Below are 16,129 nucleotides of genomic sequence, written 5' to 3' on the forward strand. Positions count from 1 at the left end.
TCTTATAACTGTACACTGTACACTATCAACTGTCAACTCAATGATGTTTCTAATAGTCTCCTGTAACCTTTTCTCCAGCTACAATCTTGACACCAGAGCTAGCTCCAATTCTTGTAGCACCTGCTTCAATCATATTTTGAGCATCTTCTAAACTTCTAACGCCACCTGAAGCCTTAACTCCTAATTCTTCACCAACAACTTCTCTCATCAATCTTATATCTTCAACAGTTGCTCCACCTGTTCCAAAGCCAGTAGATGTCTTAACAAAATCTGCCCCTGCTTCTTTAGCTACCTGACACGCTTTCTTCTTTTCTTCTTCTGTCAAATAACATGTTTCAATAATAACTTTAACTAAAGCTTTATCTTGAGCAGCTTCAACAACTGCTTTGATATCTTCTTGCACAACTTCCCAGTCCCCAGACTTTAAAGCTCCAATATTGATCACCATATCAATCTCATCAGCACCCTCTTTAATCGCCTTATTTGTTTCAAAGGCTTTAGTTTCTGCTGTGTTGGCCCCTAATGGAAATCCAATCACTGTACAAACCTTTACTGGGCTACCTTCTAACTCTTTACTTATTAAGGATACAAAAGCTGGGTTAATACAAACAGAAGCAAAATTATGCTCTTTTGCCTCCTGACATTTAGTTATAACCTCTTCTTTAGTTGCTTCAGCACTTAATATCGTATGATCAATTATACTTGCTATCTCATTGACCTCCATCATACCCCTCCAGTTTTATTAATCTATTATTTGACTATACTTAATAATTTATACCAAACTATTCATTATAATAAATCCTAAGTAAATACCAACAACCCCCATGACACCTGCTAAATTTGGTGGTGCAGGTACAGGTAAGCTTAAAAAAGAAAATAATGCTCCAACTACTGCACCAGATAAAGTAGAAATTAATGCTTGATTCATTTCTTTTCCTCCTTGCTTGCTGTATTCCCTCACCCACCCGCTTATCTATTTAAAATAAGCATAAGTCAACTAAACTTTGGTCATAAACCAAGTTTAATTTAAAAGATTAACCTAACAACAATTAAATCCTTCAACACCTTTATAATACGTCTGACGTCTTACAATATAATTTTACTATATATTTTTTTATTTGTCAACTTAACAATTATTTATTTTTGACAATTTAGATTATTAAATAAACAACCATTCCCATTACTAAGCTACTTATCAAAGTATAACCAAGGGTTAATTTTAATACTCTCCCTTCTAATCCTAAAGCTCCTACAGTAGAAACACCCAATAAGATCTTAGCAGGAGCTACTGCTGAACCTAAGGAAGCACCAACTGCTTGATTTGCAGCAATTAGATAAGGAGAAAGTTCTAATAATTCTGCTACCTCTGTCTGCACTCCTCCAAACAAGACATTAGAGCTAGTAGTACTACCGGTTAAAAAGGCTCCTAATATCCCGATAAAAGGAGAAATTATAGGGAAATAAGTATTACTAATTTCAATTAATCCTTGAGCAAACATATAAAGCATACCTGAATCATTCATCACCAATGCCATGATCATCAATAACAAAACAGTAAGACTAGAAGAACTACCTTGTTGATAACTAGATTGTAAAATCTCCTTGACCTGCCCAGAAGCTAAAAAACCTTTTGCTAGGTAAATTAAAATACCTAATACCCCTGCTAGTAATAAAAATGTAACTGGGTGAGAAAAAAGTTCAATAGCAGCATAGCCCTCTTCAGGTCGAACTTGATACCCTAACAAAGTAGTAAAGCCTGGATAATAAAACCCAACCTGCCATTCAGGTAATAGATTCTTAAACAGAGGAATCTGAGAAAGCAAAGCTGTTCCAATTAAAATAAAGTAAGGCAACAATGCTAACCCTATTGACATTTCTTCATTATTTTTATTTTTTCGCTCTTTTTCTTTTTTATTCCTATTTAGTATAATTAAAAAGAATATACTACCACTCAACCCTCCTAATAATGAAGCTAAATGAGGAAATCCCAATTTAACAACTCCTAATTGTACTGAACCCATCAGCAACCCAATCGGAAGGACATACTTTAATGAACTTTTAACCGCTTTTAATCCTCCCTGCAGATGAGCAACTGCTAGTCCAGTTGTAATAATTGGCAGATAAAATAATAATGATAATACTAAGCCTAAGCGCATTGGTTCTAGCCCTGTTACTAAGCTGAGTGCATAAAAGGTAGAACCCATAGAACCAAACCCAACCGCCCAGGAATGTCCGATCAAAACTGCACTAAGGGCAATTAAAGGATCAAAACCCATTCCTACCATCAATGAACCAATTACAGCTACTGGCACCCCAAAACCTGATATTCCTTGAATAAAAGAAGAAAAAGCCCAAGCTAAAGCTAAAATTTGTAATAATTTATCTCCACTTAGGTTTAACATAAAATCCCTAATAACTTCAAAAGCCCCTACAGTTTTTGCTACATTATATAAAAATATTGCTCCCATAATTATTAAAATTACATATAGACTCAGACTAACCCCTTTAGCAATCGCTATCCCGAGTTGAGCAAAGGTAAGCTTATAATTTATTACTGCAATTACTAATGCAGTTATTAAGCTGATCAAAGCAGCCCTTGTTGATTTTATCTTTAAGTAAGAAATCGTAAATAAAAGTAAAATAATAGGTATCATAGCACTAATCCATAGCTCAATACTAAATTCCATTATCTCAACTCCCCTGTCCAAAGACTTTAAATCTATTAATCAAATAAAAAAACAAGCTATCCCTTAATGTCAGATATTAGAATAACTGTATTAAGAGAGCTTGCTTAGATAAATTTTATTATATCAAACAAAAAGATTAGTTACAATTAATTGCAACCAATCTTTTTATTACTACATTATAAGCTTTTTTTAACTTTAAATTTTCTCCAACCAATCAACAGCTACTTGGGCCAACAAAGCTGTTCCTATCCAGAGAACACTTTCATCTACATCGAATTTTGGGTTATGATGAGGATAAGATTGACCATCTACCTCTTGAGCAGCTCCCAAATAAAAATAAGTACCTGGTACCTCTTGTAAGTAATAAGCCATATCATCCCCACCCATAGTCGGTTCATTTATCTCAACTACTCGATCAGAACCTAAACTCTCTCTAACAAGCTCAGCAAAATAATCAGTAAACTTTTGATCATTTACCAAAGGAGGACAACCATAATGATAATCAAAATTTACCTTACCTTGTTTAGCCGCAGCAATTCCACTTGATAATTCTTCCATACGATGTGAAATTTCCTGGCGAGCACTTTCATTAATAAAACGGACTGTTCCTTCTAATTTAACCTTTTCTGGAATTATATTATAAGCTGTTCCACCATGAATCTCTCCTACTGTGATCACACCTGGAGTAGTTGGAGAAATTTCTCTACTGATCAATGTTTGGAACTCTTGAACAATTGACGAGGCAATAACAACTGGATCAATAGTTGTCTCGGGTATAGCTCCATGCCCCCCTCGACCTTCTACTTCTAAAGAAAATCTATCTAAACAAGCCATAAACTCTCCCGATTTAACTCCTATCTGTCCATTTTCAATCTCTTCAAAGATATTACCAACATGGAGTCCAACGATGGCATCTACCCCTTCTAATGCTCCAGCTTCAATCATCGGTTTGGCCCCACCTGGCCCCTCTTCAGCCGGTTGGAATAAGAATCTAACATTTCCTATTAACTTCTCTTGATTCTCTACCAACAACTTAGCTACTCCTAAAACAATAGCAGTATGAGCATCATGTCCACAAGCATGCATCCGTCCTTCATGCTCAGATGCAAAAGAAAGACCTGTCTCTTCTGTAATAAGCAAGGCATCCATATCAGCCCTGATCGCAAAAGTCTTTGCTTTATTATCACCAGATTTAATCTCAGCTGTCAATCCACTAGCTATCTTTTTAACTTCTAGCCCCATTGCCTCTAACTGCTCAGTAACATATTGAAGAGTCTTAGGCAACTCTAAACCGACTTCAGGTATTTTATGCAACTCTCTGCGCCAAGTAATTATTTCTTCTTCTAAACCTTTAGCTAACTCTTTAAAATTCATTCTTAATCCCCCTCATCTGCAAAACTGATTGATAAAAACAAAAGAACTACTTCTTAGCATAGATCCTTTTTATAAGTAAAGACTATTCGATCAAACCCTTTTGATAAAAAACTCTAGCAACAAGTATCGTTCCAAAGACAGCACCTAGAATCACCAACCAAAGTGGTGCATCAAAGACTCCTAATAAGATCAATGGAATTCCAATTCCAAAAGGGGCCAACTTAGGGTATTTCATAGTAAATTGTCCAAATACAGCACCAAAGATTGCTGGAGCAGTATAATCTCTAAAAGCATCAACAACAATCGGCGGAAAGACCTCAATTAATCGCATTCCAATAAAGGCTGCTAAAGTAACCCCAATCAAGTTGGTGATTACGGAACCAATAATCCCTAAAGTACCAATTATTTCTGCTTTCTTACTCCCCTCTTCTACCTCTAATACCTCTTGAGCCATAGCAGAAGCAGGTAAACGTAAATTAGAAATATTACCACTTAAAAAGGATACATAAGTCCCTGCTAATCCTAAAATTGCATAATAAGAGATCGGTTCTACAAAATAAGCTGCCCCAAAGGAAGCAGCAACCAATGCCCAGGCACTCAAGGCTGCATCTAAAGGAGGATAGACTCCTCTAGTAAAATAGAGATAAAGTAAAGGGCCAAAACTACCTATAACAGCAGTTATCAACGTTGCCATCCCAATCTTTTTAACCGGCTTATACCAAATTTCTTCTAAATTATCCTTCATTTAAATACACCTCCATAAGTTCTTATCCAAGTAATACCGCAGCAAACATTCCTACTAACATTGCTAAGCCTAAAGAATATTCTTTAAGTACACTATAGTGTTCTGAAATCTTAAGTAAAACTATCATAGCCACTGCACCTACAACAACAGCTACTACCTCTCCTCCTAATGCCAATACACTTCCTGCATTTAAGTAACCAAAGACCCCAAGCATTGCTCCACCACTCAATACTGCTAACCACTTTTTATCTCCACCAGCAACCTTATCCCGTAACTTCTCTAGCTTATGAGCAAAAAATCCAACAAATAGCAACCAACCGGCACCATTAATTGCCATTGTCCACCAACCAACAGACATCGCTGTTAAATCATATCCGGCTCCTCCAAAGTCAGCATTATAAGCATTAGCACCTATTTGAGCTGCTGTCAGCTCTGCTGGAGCAGAACCGATGACTGCTAATCTCATCCAAGCCATTGGCCCACCAATCACTGACATAAGACCAACCATAATAACAAACACTGCAAAACTTGGTCCTATAGAAGTAATAACTCCCGTCTTAAAAGCCGCCTTACAATCTTCTTTTGGAATCCCTAATTCTTCACCAGCTTTAAATGATAATTTATAATACAAAATAGCTTGTACCAAAGCTATAGAGACAACCAAACCAGCAAGAATCCAAACTCCAAATTCATTTGCTACCTGTAATACTTCTTCCATTCTATTCCCTCCTCGATTAATTATTAGTAAAGTAATAATGAATGTTTAGAAAATTATTTCATCTTCTGATTATTAGTTTACCAAATAAAATCAAAGTTGTCTTTATCCTTTAAGTACAAAAAAAACAGGCTATAATAGCCTGTAAGTACAAAATGATCACTCAGTCATCTGCAATAACTTTAATGCCAGATTAATATTTAATTTCTCTTCTCCATTTGATAAGTCAACATCTAAAATTTGACCTATCTTTTTAACTCTATATTTCATAGTGTTATAATGGATAAAGAGTTTTTTAGCAGCAGCTTTCATATTCCAATCATGTTGTACTAATACTGTTAATGTTTCAACCAGATCCATATTATGCTCTTGATCATAAGTAATCAAATCATCTAAGTAGGATTTTAAAAATGTAGTTGCTGCTTCAGTTTTATAAATAGAATCTAATAACTTATAAGCCCCCAAAGAGTTATAGAATATAGTTTGATCTTGCTCGTAGATTACTCTCCCTAACTTGACCGCTTTTTTAGCTTCCTTATAACTTTCATTAACATCTAAGATAGAATCTTTGGCATCACCTACTCCAATGGTCACCGTCAAATCAACACTTTGGTTAATCTTACTTCTGATTTTATCGGCAGTTGATTCAACTTTGAAGGTATAATCATCTCTTGCATCTCGATACTCAATCAAAAAGATGATCTTATCACTTAGATTTGTGTAGGTTACATTGCTAAAGGATTGTCCAACAATTCTTTTTGCTTTTAAAAAGAGCTGCCTCTTTACATCCTCTAATTTTGGTTTGATCTTTTTAGAATCCATTGTAGTATATTGTTTTTTAAAGTTATCAATATCAACAATCATCACAGTCAACTCATCACTAAAGCTCCAGTCATATAATTCGCCCCGTCTTTTAACCTCTTCTGCTGATTGAATATTACCAAATATCAAATCCTGAACAAATTCATCCCTATATCTAGTCTCAATCTCTTGATGTGAAATTCTTTTTTGAATATCTAATTTTAAGACTGTCGCTGCATGCTCTAGAGCAATTTCATCATAATCATCAACCTCTTGTTGATCCATAATAAAGAGATAACCATAGACTTTATTATCAATTTCAATTGGGTAATTTTGATAATCACACTTCAGTTCTTCTAATAATTCTGGCGAACTATTCTCATGCTCCTCAGCTAGATCACTAACATAAACTTCTTCAAAATAACTATCATAATATAAAATTCTTCTTCTAATCAACTCTTCTAGAGTATCAATAATCTCTTGGCTATCTCCTCCATTGATAACTAACTTTGTAAATGATTTATGAATCTCCTCTGAAAAAGCAAGCTTCTTCTCTTGATTGCTAACAATTGAAGTTAATACAGGATTAATAATTTTTCGATAAGGATAATTATCAGGAATGAAGATAATGGGAAGTTCTAACTCATCTGCTATCTCTAAAACTTCCGCTGGTAATTCCTTAATAAATCTATCTAATTTAATCCCAAAAGCAGCTGCACCTTTTTTATCAAAATTAATCAATAAATTTTTAAGCTGTAAAGGATCATCCTTCATTATATAACCAGTTGTAATTACAAACTCTCCACCCTTTGACCATTTATAAGCATCCGGTGCATCCAATACACTGACTGCAGAAACTCTTCTATTCAACCCTGCTTCTCCTGCAATGACCTCTAGATCACTATAATAAGGAAATGATAAGATGTTTTCAACTGTTATGCTCACTATAGACCCCTCTCATTACTTTAATCTGTACAAATTTTATCTAGTTTAAACATAATTGATATCAAGCTTCAGGCTAAGTCTAAGTTTAAGTAAAACCTAAGTCCTTATGCTTTTAACGGTTGACTTAGCCTTAAACTCAATCTTAAACTGTTTTGTAATAAAAATAAATCAAGGATGAATCATTAAAACTGATTCATCCTTGTCCTTAACTAGCTATTTAATACTTATAACTTCTCTAAAATATCCTCTGCAATCTTTTCAGCATCAAACCCAAATTTACGGGCTACTTCTTCACCTGGGCCACTAGCACCAAAGCGATCCATACTGACTAAATGGTGATTAGCTCCTAGTAATTGATACCAAGCAGTTCCAACTCCTGCTTCAATTGCTACCCTGAAAGTATCATTACTTCCAAGTACTTCTGTTAAATAATCATCTCCTTGCTCAACAAATAACTCTTTATCTGGTACTGAGACAACTCGAGCATTCTTTCCTTCTTCTGCTAATAACTCGGCAACCTCTACAGCTAGAGAAACTTCACTACCACTAGCCATCAAGACTAAATCAAGTTCACCAGCCTCTTCAGTTACTACATATCCTCCTCGTTCAATATCAGCTAGTCCATTAGCTTTATCTAGATGAGGCAGATTCTGTCGAGTCAAGATCAGAGCTGTTGGCCCGTCAGTTCTCTCCATTGCTTGCAGCCAAGCTTCTTTAGTCTCTTCTTCATCAGCAGGTCTTAACACCTTCAAGTTAGGAATCATCCGTAATGATTCTACATGCTCAACTGGCTGATGTGTTGGCCCGTCTTCCCCGATGTAGATTGAATCATGAGTAAAGACATAAACTACTGGTTGCTTCATTAAAGCAGCCATTCTGATAGCATGACGCATATAATCAGAAAAGACAAGGAATGTAGAACAAAATGGCCTTAGTCCTCCTTCTAAGGAGATACCATTAACAATCGCTCCCATCGCATGCTCTCTAACTCCAAAACGGAAATTACGTCCAGCAAAATTATCTGCTTGAACTTCGTCATACTTGTCCAAATAGGTCTTATTCGATGGAGCTAAATCAGCAGAACCACCTACTAAGTAAGGAACCTGCTCAGCTATCTCCCTTAAAGCAGCCCCTGAAGCCTTTCTTGTTGCAATTGGAGTATCTATTTCAAGTTCACTAATAACCTCTCTTAACCCTTCAGGCAACTCTAAACTAAGAGCCTGCTCTAAATCCTCCTTCAGCTCTGGATTGGCGTTGGCCCATGCTGCAAATTTTTCTTGCCAAGCTTGATATTCTTCAACCAGCTCTTCTTTACGTTGGCCCAAAAACTCTGTTACTTCTTCTGAAACATAAAACTTCTTATCAACAGGCAGACCGATCTCTTCTTTCATTCCTTTGATCTCATCTGCTCCTAATGGTGCTCCATGTGCCGCACTACTACCTTGCTTAGTCGGTGCTCCATAACCGATATCTGTTTTAGCTATAATCAACACTGGCTTATTTTCAACCTCTTTAGCTGCCTCAATAGCTTCCTTAATCTCTTCTAAATTATGACCATCTACCTCATCAATCACATGCCAATCATAAGCCTTAAATCTATCAGCTACTGATTCAGTAAATGTTAAGTCAGTATCACCAGCAATTGAAATCTGATTATCATCATAAATTGCAATCAACTTATCCAAGCCTAAATGTCCTGCTAACGAAGCTGCTTCAGCAGTAACCCCTTCCATCATACAGCCATCACCAAGTAAAGTATATGTATTGTGATCGATTATTTCAAATTCCTCTGTATTGTACTTTTCTGCTAACATCTGCTCTGCAATAGCCATTCCTACTGCATTAGCAAAGCCTTGTCCTAATGGCCCAGTCGTAGTCTCAACACCTGGAGTATCCATATACTCAGGATGACCTGGTGTCTTAGAACCTAACTGTCTAAACTGCTTCAAATCTTCTAAGGATAAATCATATCCTGTTAGATGAAGTAAAGAATACAGAAGTGCTGAACCATGTCCTGCTGATAAGACAAATCGATCTCGATCTAACCACTCTGGATCAGCCGGATTATGCTTCATCACCTCACCATATAAAACTGAACCCAACTCTGCACAACCTAAAGGTAATCCAGGATGACCCGAATTAGCTTCTTCTATAGCATCAGCCGACAAACCTCTAACTACATTTGCTACTTTTTTCAACAATTTTATTCCCCCTTATTAACTCTTCGCCTTTTTTCTCCCTTCAATGATAACATTAAACAACTCAGTTATCAACTTTTCTACTTCAATTTTAGGTATTTTTATCACTTTTTATTGCAAAAAAAAAGATCCCCTTGATCAAGAGGACCTTTCTGACTAAATATTTATTATTTTCCTTGTTCCCAATCATTTAAGAATTTTTCAATTCCATTATCAGTCAATGGATGACTAGATAGCTTTCCAATCACATCGAATGGAATAGTAGCAATATCTGCTCCAATTAAAGCAGCTTGCTTAACATGCTGAGGATGTCTAATACTTGCAGTAATGATCTCACTCTCTAAACCGTAGTTATCTAAAATAATCGCAATATCTTCAATTAATTGTAAACCTTCATGAGCAATATCATCTAATCTTCCTACAAATGGGCTGATATATGTAGCACCTGCTTTAGCAGCTAATAAAGCTTGATTAGCTGAAAAGACCAAAGTTACATTGGTCTTGATTCCTTCTTCACTCAAAGTCTTAACTGCTTTTAACCCCTCTACTGTCATTGGAATCTTAACTACTACATTACGGGCCAACTCTGCTAACTCTCTAGCTTCCTCAATCATCCCTTCTGCCTCTAAGCTGATTACCTCAGCACTGACTGGACCATCTACAAGCTCACAAATCTCTTTGATTCTCGTATGGAAATCAACATCTCCTTCTTTTGCTACCAAGCTAGGATTGGTAGTAACTCCATCAATCACACCTAAGCTGGCTGCTTCTTTAATCTCTTCTAAATTAGCAGTATCAATAAAAAATTTCATCTTATCACTCCTTAGTAATTATTAGTAGCTAGTAACTTATAATTAGTGACTAGCTTCAAAATCTTTAGTTTAATTATTCTCCATTGACCTACCTACTATTAAATAACAAAATCGATTCAATATCAAGTAATATTTTAAGTTAAATGTAAAAAATTAGGTCTATTATTGAAATAGACCTAATTTCTAAGCAAAACTTATTAAATTTATTTACTTCTTATCCATAGAGCTTAGTTGCAGTATCTAAAACCATCTCTGTCATCCGATCGACACCTTGTTGGATCTTTTCTTTATCAGCTCTAACCTGACTGAAGACATGATCGGAAACGGTTAAGACAGTAGCAGCTTTTAATCCATACTTAGCTGCAACATGATATAACATTGCTGTCTCCATCTCTACTGCTAAAACACCATAATCAGCTAATTCCTTAACATGCTCTTCTGGAGTTCCATAGAAATAATCAGAAGTACCAATCTGACCTACATGAACTGGCATCTCTAATTCAACAGCACTATCATATAAGTTCTTAATCAACTCAAAGTCAGCTGGCGGAGCCAACGTAATATCCTGCTGCATCTCATTAACTGTAGTACCAATCGTAGCAGAAGATTGAGCAATAATTACATCTGCTTGATCTAGCTCTTCAGTTAAAGCTCCACAAGTTCCTACTCTAATTAAGGTTTTAGCACCTAACATCTTCAACTCTTCAAGCATGATTCCTGCTGAAGGTACTCCCATTCCTGTTGTCTGAATTGAGACTTCTACACCATTAAAAGTTCCTGTATAACCATACATCTCCCTATAATCAGTATATAACTTTGGATCATCTAGAAACTTTTCCGCCATATATTTGGCCCGTTGTGGATTTCCTGGTAATAAAACAATCTCCGCTACTTCTCCTTGCTCTGCTTCAATATGAATTGGCATCTTTAAATCTCCTCCTTAATATGTAATTAACTTTGACCTATACCAACAAAAATATTCGTCAGACGTCTAACTTAACCCAAATTTATCTTACTACATTACAACTAATTTGTCAATTATTGATCACAAGAAGATTTGTTCAGTAGTACTAAGAACAAACCTTCTCATTTTAATCATAGTATATGCAATTTCTTAATTATTATTGATAAATAGCTTAAGTTTAAGTCCAAGTCTAAGTTTAAGTAAGAACTAAAAGCCCTTATTTTTTTAACGCTTAACTTAAACTTGCCTCCGGGTTTATAAAAACCCTTCGTAATAAAAACCATTTCCTCAACCTTAAACTTAAGCTGTTTTGTAATTAAGCTAAATAATATGCTCCTCTAACTGCAATGGCTGTTGAGGGGGAGTAATTAAGAATAACTCTTCCCTTTCAGCTTCATCTAACTGCTCGAAATAGATTAATTCCCTTAAAAATTCTAGGCTACCCTCAACCTCTTGATAACCTAATCCCTGTTCATTATTCTCAGCTAAAATTTGATCAATAAACCCATGCATCTCTTGAGCATATTGATAATGAATTGGAGCCAAGTTATCATTATCAATCAAAGTGATCATCTCATAACTTTTCAAGCATTGATAGCTAATATACTCTGCTGTATCTTGATCATAACTTCTTGTTGTATTATACTGATCTAAATCAGGCCATTCCACCATCGCATCTTCATCTTCTTGTTGATACTCTTTAAACCTATCTATCCACTGCTCCATTTGCTCTGTCATCGCCAAATAATGTTTATAAGTATCTCCACTACAATCAATCCATCCTCGACTCAAATAGAAGGTTCTACTATTTTCTAAATTCCCTTTAGCATTCTTATTCCCTAATAATAATGGAATACAATCATGAACTATTGGAATTACTAAGTTTGCTTTCTCTGCTTGTAAACCTTCAACCCCTCCACTACAAAAACCATAAGCTAAGATAATATAATCATAATCTTCTTCTTCTTCGAGTTGATCAATCTTAGTTTGGATCTTTCCCTTCATCTTTGAACAATCAGGAATATCATGCAGACCCTGTGGCAAAAATTCAATAGTAATCTCCTCTTGATCACCAATCAGGTCTAATAGCTCTTTATAAAATACACTACATGAAATAATTGCTTTCTTCATCTTAGCCCCTCCTGTTAAATTTAAAACTCCATTGAATTCATAAACTCTGTTTGAAAATGTGAGCTAGAAGAGAGTTCTATATAATTAACCTTCTTCTGCAGTTGCTCAGCAGAGGACTTCATCTTTTGATCTATCAAATACATCTTAGCACCTATTCCAGCACCATTACCAATCTGAATAATTTTATCTTCTACTTCTTGTGGTAATAAATTAATTACACAAGCATTATGTGGGTCTAAATAATTTCCAAATCCTCCAGCCAAGTATAGATTATCAAGCATTTCATAATCAATATCTGCTTCTTTTAATAATACTTCTATCCCTGCTGCAATTGAGCCTTTAGCTAATTGAATCTCTCTAATATCCTTCTGAGTTACCAGAATATCCTCTTCAATTCCTGCTTCATCTGCTGTTAAAACAATATACGATTTAAACCCTTTATATTCTGTCATTCGTTCTTGCTGCCAAGATTCTAGCTCTTCATCTTTACAAAATGCTCCCCTACTATTCAAAAACCCTGCAGTCAGCAATTCTGCTACAATATCCAATAAACCCGAGCCACAGATTCCTTTAGCTGGTTGATCTTCAATGGTCTGGTACTCAATTTCACCATTATCCATAATTTCATACTTCGAGATTGCTCCAGGTATTCCTGCTACACCAAACATAATTTTGGCCCCTTCAAAAGCTGGACCAGCAGCAGTAGCACAGGCATAAATCTCATCTTGATTACCTAAAACCATCTCACCATTAGTTCCAATATCAATGACCAAATTCCAACTATCAGCAAAGGAATTAAAATCAACTGCTAACATATCCCCTACTATATCAGATCCTACATAACCAGAAATTGAAGGTACTAGCTTAACTATTCCCGCTGAATTGATCTTAAGTCCAAGTTGAACTGGATCTAACTCTGCACCTTGAGTAAAGATTGGAGTATATGGTGCTTTAGCAATTGAACCAGCACTCACCCCTGTTAAAGTATGGATCATAATTGTATTACCTACTAAAGTCATTGTTAAGATATCATCAGTTTCAATCTCAGTTTTATCAGCCAAGCTCAATATACCTTCATTAAGCTTCTTAATTAGTACATCTTGTAACTTCTGAACCTTTTCTTGATCACCTAAAGTGTAATTAACTCTCGAAATTACATCTGCTCCAAATGCTTTTTGCGGATTATGAAATGAATAAGTATCTACTTCTTCTCCAGTAGTTAAATCAATTAAGTATAATACTACAGTAGTAGTTCCAATATCAACAGCAACTCCATACAATTCTTCTTTCTCTCCTGCTTCAATCCCAATCAATTCTTTAGTCTTCTCATTAATTGTAGCAGTTAAAGTTCCCTCTTTATCAACTTGATCTAGTTGCTGTAATGCCTTCAAAGTTATTTGTTCTGTAGCTGTCTTGTCTTGTACTCTAGTCATAAAGTCACTTTGATCATCTAGATTAGGTTGAGTTATTTCAAAGATAACCTTTCTAATTTCAGAATCTAAATCAACTTCCTGACTTATCCCTTCTGTCAAAATATCTAACTCCACCTTATCTTCCACTTCTAATTCCATATCTTCTGTCACTGTAACCAAGCAGGCCAATCTAACTCCAGCTTCTACTTCTTTATCTGATAATAACTTTTCTTCTTGTGAAGTTAATGAAGGATGAGCAGATAATACCCTCACTTTACACTTACCACAATTTCCTTGACCACCACATGGAGTATCAAGGGAAATATCATTTTCTAGTAATAACTCAAAAAGATTTTGACCTTCAGTTGCCATTAACTCTTTTCTTTCATTATTTTGCCAAATGATAACTTGGTGACTCATTAAATCTCCCCCTTCAACCTTTAAATTATAGAACAAGGAAGTAATGGTGTAATTTAGCACCCTTACTCCCCTTATAACTGTCAATAATATTTAACTTTTTCATCCACCAATCCTTCTTTTGCTAACACCACATCTCCACCTACCAGGTGAAACTCCTTCAAACTTTTTAAAGACCTTAGAAAAATAACTTTGATCATTAAAGCCACTCATCTGAGCAACATCAGCTAAAGAATATTCTTTTTCTAATAATTTCTTTCCTTCTTCAATTCTAACTCTATTTAAATAATCTGTATAAGTGATCTCTAACTCTTCTTTAAATAACTTACTAAAATAAGCAGCACTGAGGCCAACTTCTGATGATACTTGATCTAAATTAATATCCTGATCATAATTATCCCTAATGTATCTCATTGCTCGACGAATAATATCTTTATTCTTAACATTCTTTAAAACAAAGGTTGCTTCTATAAATCTATCTAAAACTTTAGCCAATGACCCAGAAAGCTCATTAATATCTTCAACCTGATTTATATTCTCTAAATAAATATACTCCAATCCAAAAATAACCTCTAAATCTGCTCCAATCTCAATCGAAGCTCTAGCTAAAATAACCATTAACTCTATTGCTTTTGACTTCACCATTTCAAATTTACTACCTGTTTGAAAATAAATAAATCCTAAAATCTCATTTAAAATCTCTCTAGCCCCTTCTTTATCACCTAATTTAACTTTAGAGATCAATTCATTTTCTTTTTCAAACGGATATAAGATTTCATTTCCTGCATTATCTTGCTTTAAGCTATGAACAGTTTCGGCAATCTTAGCATTAATCTCATTGAGTTCACGTCTCTTGCGTAGCTCAGCAGTATCATTGACCATTAACCCCTTAGCCAAACGCATTAACATTTCAGCTAAATGCCGAACTCGTACAGTATCTACATTATTTAATTCCTTCAATTTTGTTTCAATTTCATCAATCTTAGCTTCTAAAAATTGGTTTTCCTCAACTAGATTCTTCAACAATAAATCATTTACTTGATAGATTAAGACTGGCCCTCCTGTCAAAAAGTATTTCATTTTATTATTCTCTAAAATCGGTACTGCCCAATTAACCAGTCCATAAGGACAAGAGTAAATATAAGCTTCCCCTAACTTTTCTGCCTGCAAGCCTCCATCAAGATATGACCGCTTACAGTTCCTTTCTCCCTCTTCACACTGATGAATCAATTCACAAAAAGAAGATTCATCACCTACTGAAGTTTCAGTAAGCATCCTACCTTCACTATCAAATAGTTTGCAGCCAACATTAGTAGCTAAACTATAATTTTCTATTAGATCATACAGATCTCTTTCTTCTAGTCCTACACTCATTTCTTATCATCCTTCCTGGATTTAAATAACCTCAATTCACCTATAATCATTACTATATTCCTAAATTTATATTTTGAGTTAGCTACTGGAATTAACTCTAAAATTAATAAAAAGAATTCATTAATCTTTATCCAAGATAAAATGAATTCTTATAACTAATTTCTATTCCCTTTAATTAAATTGATTAAATTTTAGCACCTTGGAAATAATCTTTACTTTATTTTTGTAATATTTTTAGATCTTAGATACTTGTATTATAAAAAAAAAACATATAACTGTCAAATCAATTTAAAAACTTTCAAATTAAGTCAAACATTATAAATCATCCTGCGCCTGTTCTAATTCTGCATCTAAGTTAAAAGCCTCAGACTATGAAAAAGTCTTAAATATCTAACTATCAGACCAGCAATTAATCCAGTCAGTTAAGTAGTAGTACTAATGATTTGATTCTCAAATTAATTATATTAATTAGTAATTTACACTATCGTTGCATTGTTAAAAAATATAGATTTACTAACTCAATCAAATCAAATTAGCAATCAAAAATTTATAGC

At 34.8% G+C, this 16,129-nt stretch carries 13 protein-coding genes; all 13 read right to left on the reverse strand.

Features of this window, described 5'->3' with window-relative positions:
• Positions 1 to 49 precede the first annotated feature (49 nt).
• The 13 genes from deoC to MWH28_RS10775 all read right to left on the reverse strand — a co-directional run bounded on the left by deoC (position 50) and on the right by MWH28_RS10775 (position 15,575).
• On the reverse strand, positions 50 to 724 hold the full coding sequence (gene deoC, locus MWH28_RS10715; protein ID WP_248619373.1) for a deoxyribose-phosphate aldolase: 675 nt from the start codon (positions 722 to 724) through the stop codon (positions 50 to 52).
• 48 nt (positions 725 to 772) lie between these two features.
• Positions 773 to 928: a XapX domain-containing protein gene (locus tag MWH28_RS10720; protein ID WP_248619374.1), complete on the reverse strand. Its 156-nt coding sequence runs from the start codon at positions 926 to 928 to the stop codon at positions 773 to 775.
• A gap of 223 nt (positions 929 to 1,151) precedes the next feature.
• Positions 1,152 to 2,687 (reverse strand): L-lactate permease, encoded by a 1,536-nt coding sequence (locus tag MWH28_RS10725; protein ID WP_248619375.1) that lies wholly within the window; start codon positions 2,685 to 2,687, stop codon positions 1,152 to 1,154.
• 195 nt (positions 2,688 to 2,882) lie between these two features.
• On the reverse strand, positions 2,883 to 4,061 hold the full coding sequence (locus tag MWH28_RS10730) for a M20 metallopeptidase family protein (protein ID WP_248619376.1): 1,179 nt from the start codon (positions 4,059 to 4,061) through the stop codon (positions 2,883 to 2,885).
• Between the two features lie 82 nt (positions 4,062 to 4,143).
• The gene (locus MWH28_RS10735; RefSeq protein WP_248619377.1) at positions 4,144 to 4,806 is read right to left on the reverse strand and encodes a hypothetical protein; all 663 of its coding nucleotides are present in this window, start codon (positions 4,804 to 4,806) and stop codon (positions 4,144 to 4,146) included.
• A gap of 22 nt (positions 4,807 to 4,828) precedes the next feature.
• Positions 4,829 to 5,524 (reverse strand): DUF5058 family protein, encoded by a 696-nt coding sequence (locus MWH28_RS10740; RefSeq protein ID WP_248619378.1) that lies wholly within the window; start codon positions 5,522 to 5,524, stop codon positions 4,829 to 4,831.
• 156 nt (positions 5,525 to 5,680) lie between these two features.
• On the reverse strand, positions 5,681 to 7,267 hold the full coding sequence (locus MWH28_RS12995; RefSeq protein ID WP_248619379.1) for a PucR family transcriptional regulator: 1,587 nt from the start codon (positions 7,265 to 7,267) through the stop codon (positions 5,681 to 5,683).
• 224 nt (positions 7,268 to 7,491) lie between these two features.
• Entirely contained in the window at positions 7,492 to 9,468 is a 1,977-nt protein-coding gene (tkt, locus tag MWH28_RS10750; protein ID WP_248619380.1) for a transketolase, read from the reverse strand.
• A gap of 164 nt (positions 9,469 to 9,632) precedes the next feature.
• The gene (fsa, locus tag MWH28_RS10755) at positions 9,633 to 10,277 is read right to left on the reverse strand and encodes a fructose-6-phosphate aldolase (RefSeq protein WP_248619381.1); all 645 of its coding nucleotides are present in this window, start codon (positions 10,275 to 10,277) and stop codon (positions 9,633 to 9,635) included.
• A gap of 214 nt (positions 10,278 to 10,491) precedes the next feature.
• A complete protein-coding gene (locus MWH28_RS10760) occupies positions 10,492 to 11,202 on the reverse strand; it encodes a DeoD-type purine-nucleoside phosphorylase (RefSeq protein WP_248619382.1) in 711 nt (236 codons plus the stop codon).
• 360 nt (positions 11,203 to 11,562) lie between these two features.
• Entirely contained in the window at positions 11,563 to 12,372 is an 810-nt protein-coding gene (locus tag MWH28_RS10765) for a DUF1638 domain-containing protein (RefSeq protein WP_248619383.1), read from the reverse strand.
• Between the two features lie 20 nt (positions 12,373 to 12,392).
• Positions 12,393 to 14,204: an ASKHA domain-containing protein gene (locus tag MWH28_RS10770; protein WP_248619384.1), complete on the reverse strand. Its 1,812-nt coding sequence runs from the start codon at positions 14,202 to 14,204 to the stop codon at positions 12,393 to 12,395.
• 99 nt (positions 14,205 to 14,303) lie between these two features.
• On the reverse strand, positions 14,304 to 15,575 hold the full coding sequence (locus MWH28_RS10775) for a PocR ligand-binding domain-containing protein (protein WP_248619385.1): 1,272 nt from the start codon (positions 15,573 to 15,575) through the stop codon (positions 14,304 to 14,306).
• Positions 15,576 to 16,129 lie beyond the last annotated feature (554 nt).

The organism is Natroniella sulfidigena (assembly GCF_023223645.1).
Taxonomy (GTDB): domain Bacteria; phylum Bacillota; class Halanaerobiia; order Halobacteroidales; family Halobacteroidaceae; genus Natroniella; species Natroniella sulfidigena.

Excerpts from the sequence above, each read along its gene's own strand:
- deoC (WP_248619373.1), bottom strand. The coding sequence starts at position 724 with ATGGAGGTCAATGAGATAGCAAGTATAATTGATCATACGATATTAAGT.
- MWH28_RS10720 (WP_248619374.1), bottom strand. The coding sequence starts at position 928 with ATGAATCAAGCATTAATTTCTACTTTATCTGGTGCAGTAGTTGGAGCA.
- MWH28_RS10725 (WP_248619375.1), bottom strand. The coding sequence starts at position 2,687 with ATGGAATTTAGTATTGAGCTATGGATTAGTGCTATGATACCTATTATT.
- MWH28_RS10730 (WP_248619376.1), bottom strand. The coding sequence starts at position 4,061 with ATGAATTTTAAAGAGTTAGCTAAAGGTTTAGAAGAAGAAATAATTACT.
- MWH28_RS10735 (WP_248619377.1), bottom strand. The coding sequence starts at position 4,806 with ATGAAGGATAATTTAGAAGAAATTTGGTATAAGCCGGTTAAAAAGATT.
- MWH28_RS10740 (WP_248619378.1), bottom strand. The coding sequence starts at position 5,524 with ATGGAAGAAGTATTACAGGTAGCAAATGAATTTGGAGTTTGGATTCTT.
- fsa (WP_248619381.1), bottom strand. The coding sequence starts at position 10,277 with ATGAAATTTTTTATTGATACTGCTAATTTAGAAGAGATTAAAGAAGCA.
- MWH28_RS10760 (WP_248619382.1), bottom strand. The coding sequence starts at position 11,202 with ATGCCAATTCATATTGAAGCAGAGCAAGGAGAAGTAGCGGAGATTGTT.
- MWH28_RS10765 (WP_248619383.1), bottom strand. The coding sequence starts at position 12,372 with ATGAAGAAAGCAATTATTTCATGTAGTGTATTTTATAAAGAGCTATTA.
- MWH28_RS10770 (WP_248619384.1), bottom strand. The coding sequence starts at position 14,204 with ATGAGTCACCAAGTTATCATTTGGCAAAATAATGAAAGAAAAGAGTTA.
- MWH28_RS10775 (WP_248619385.1), bottom strand. The coding sequence starts at position 15,575 with ATGAGTGTAGGACTAGAAGAAAGAGATCTGTATGATCTAATAGAAAAT.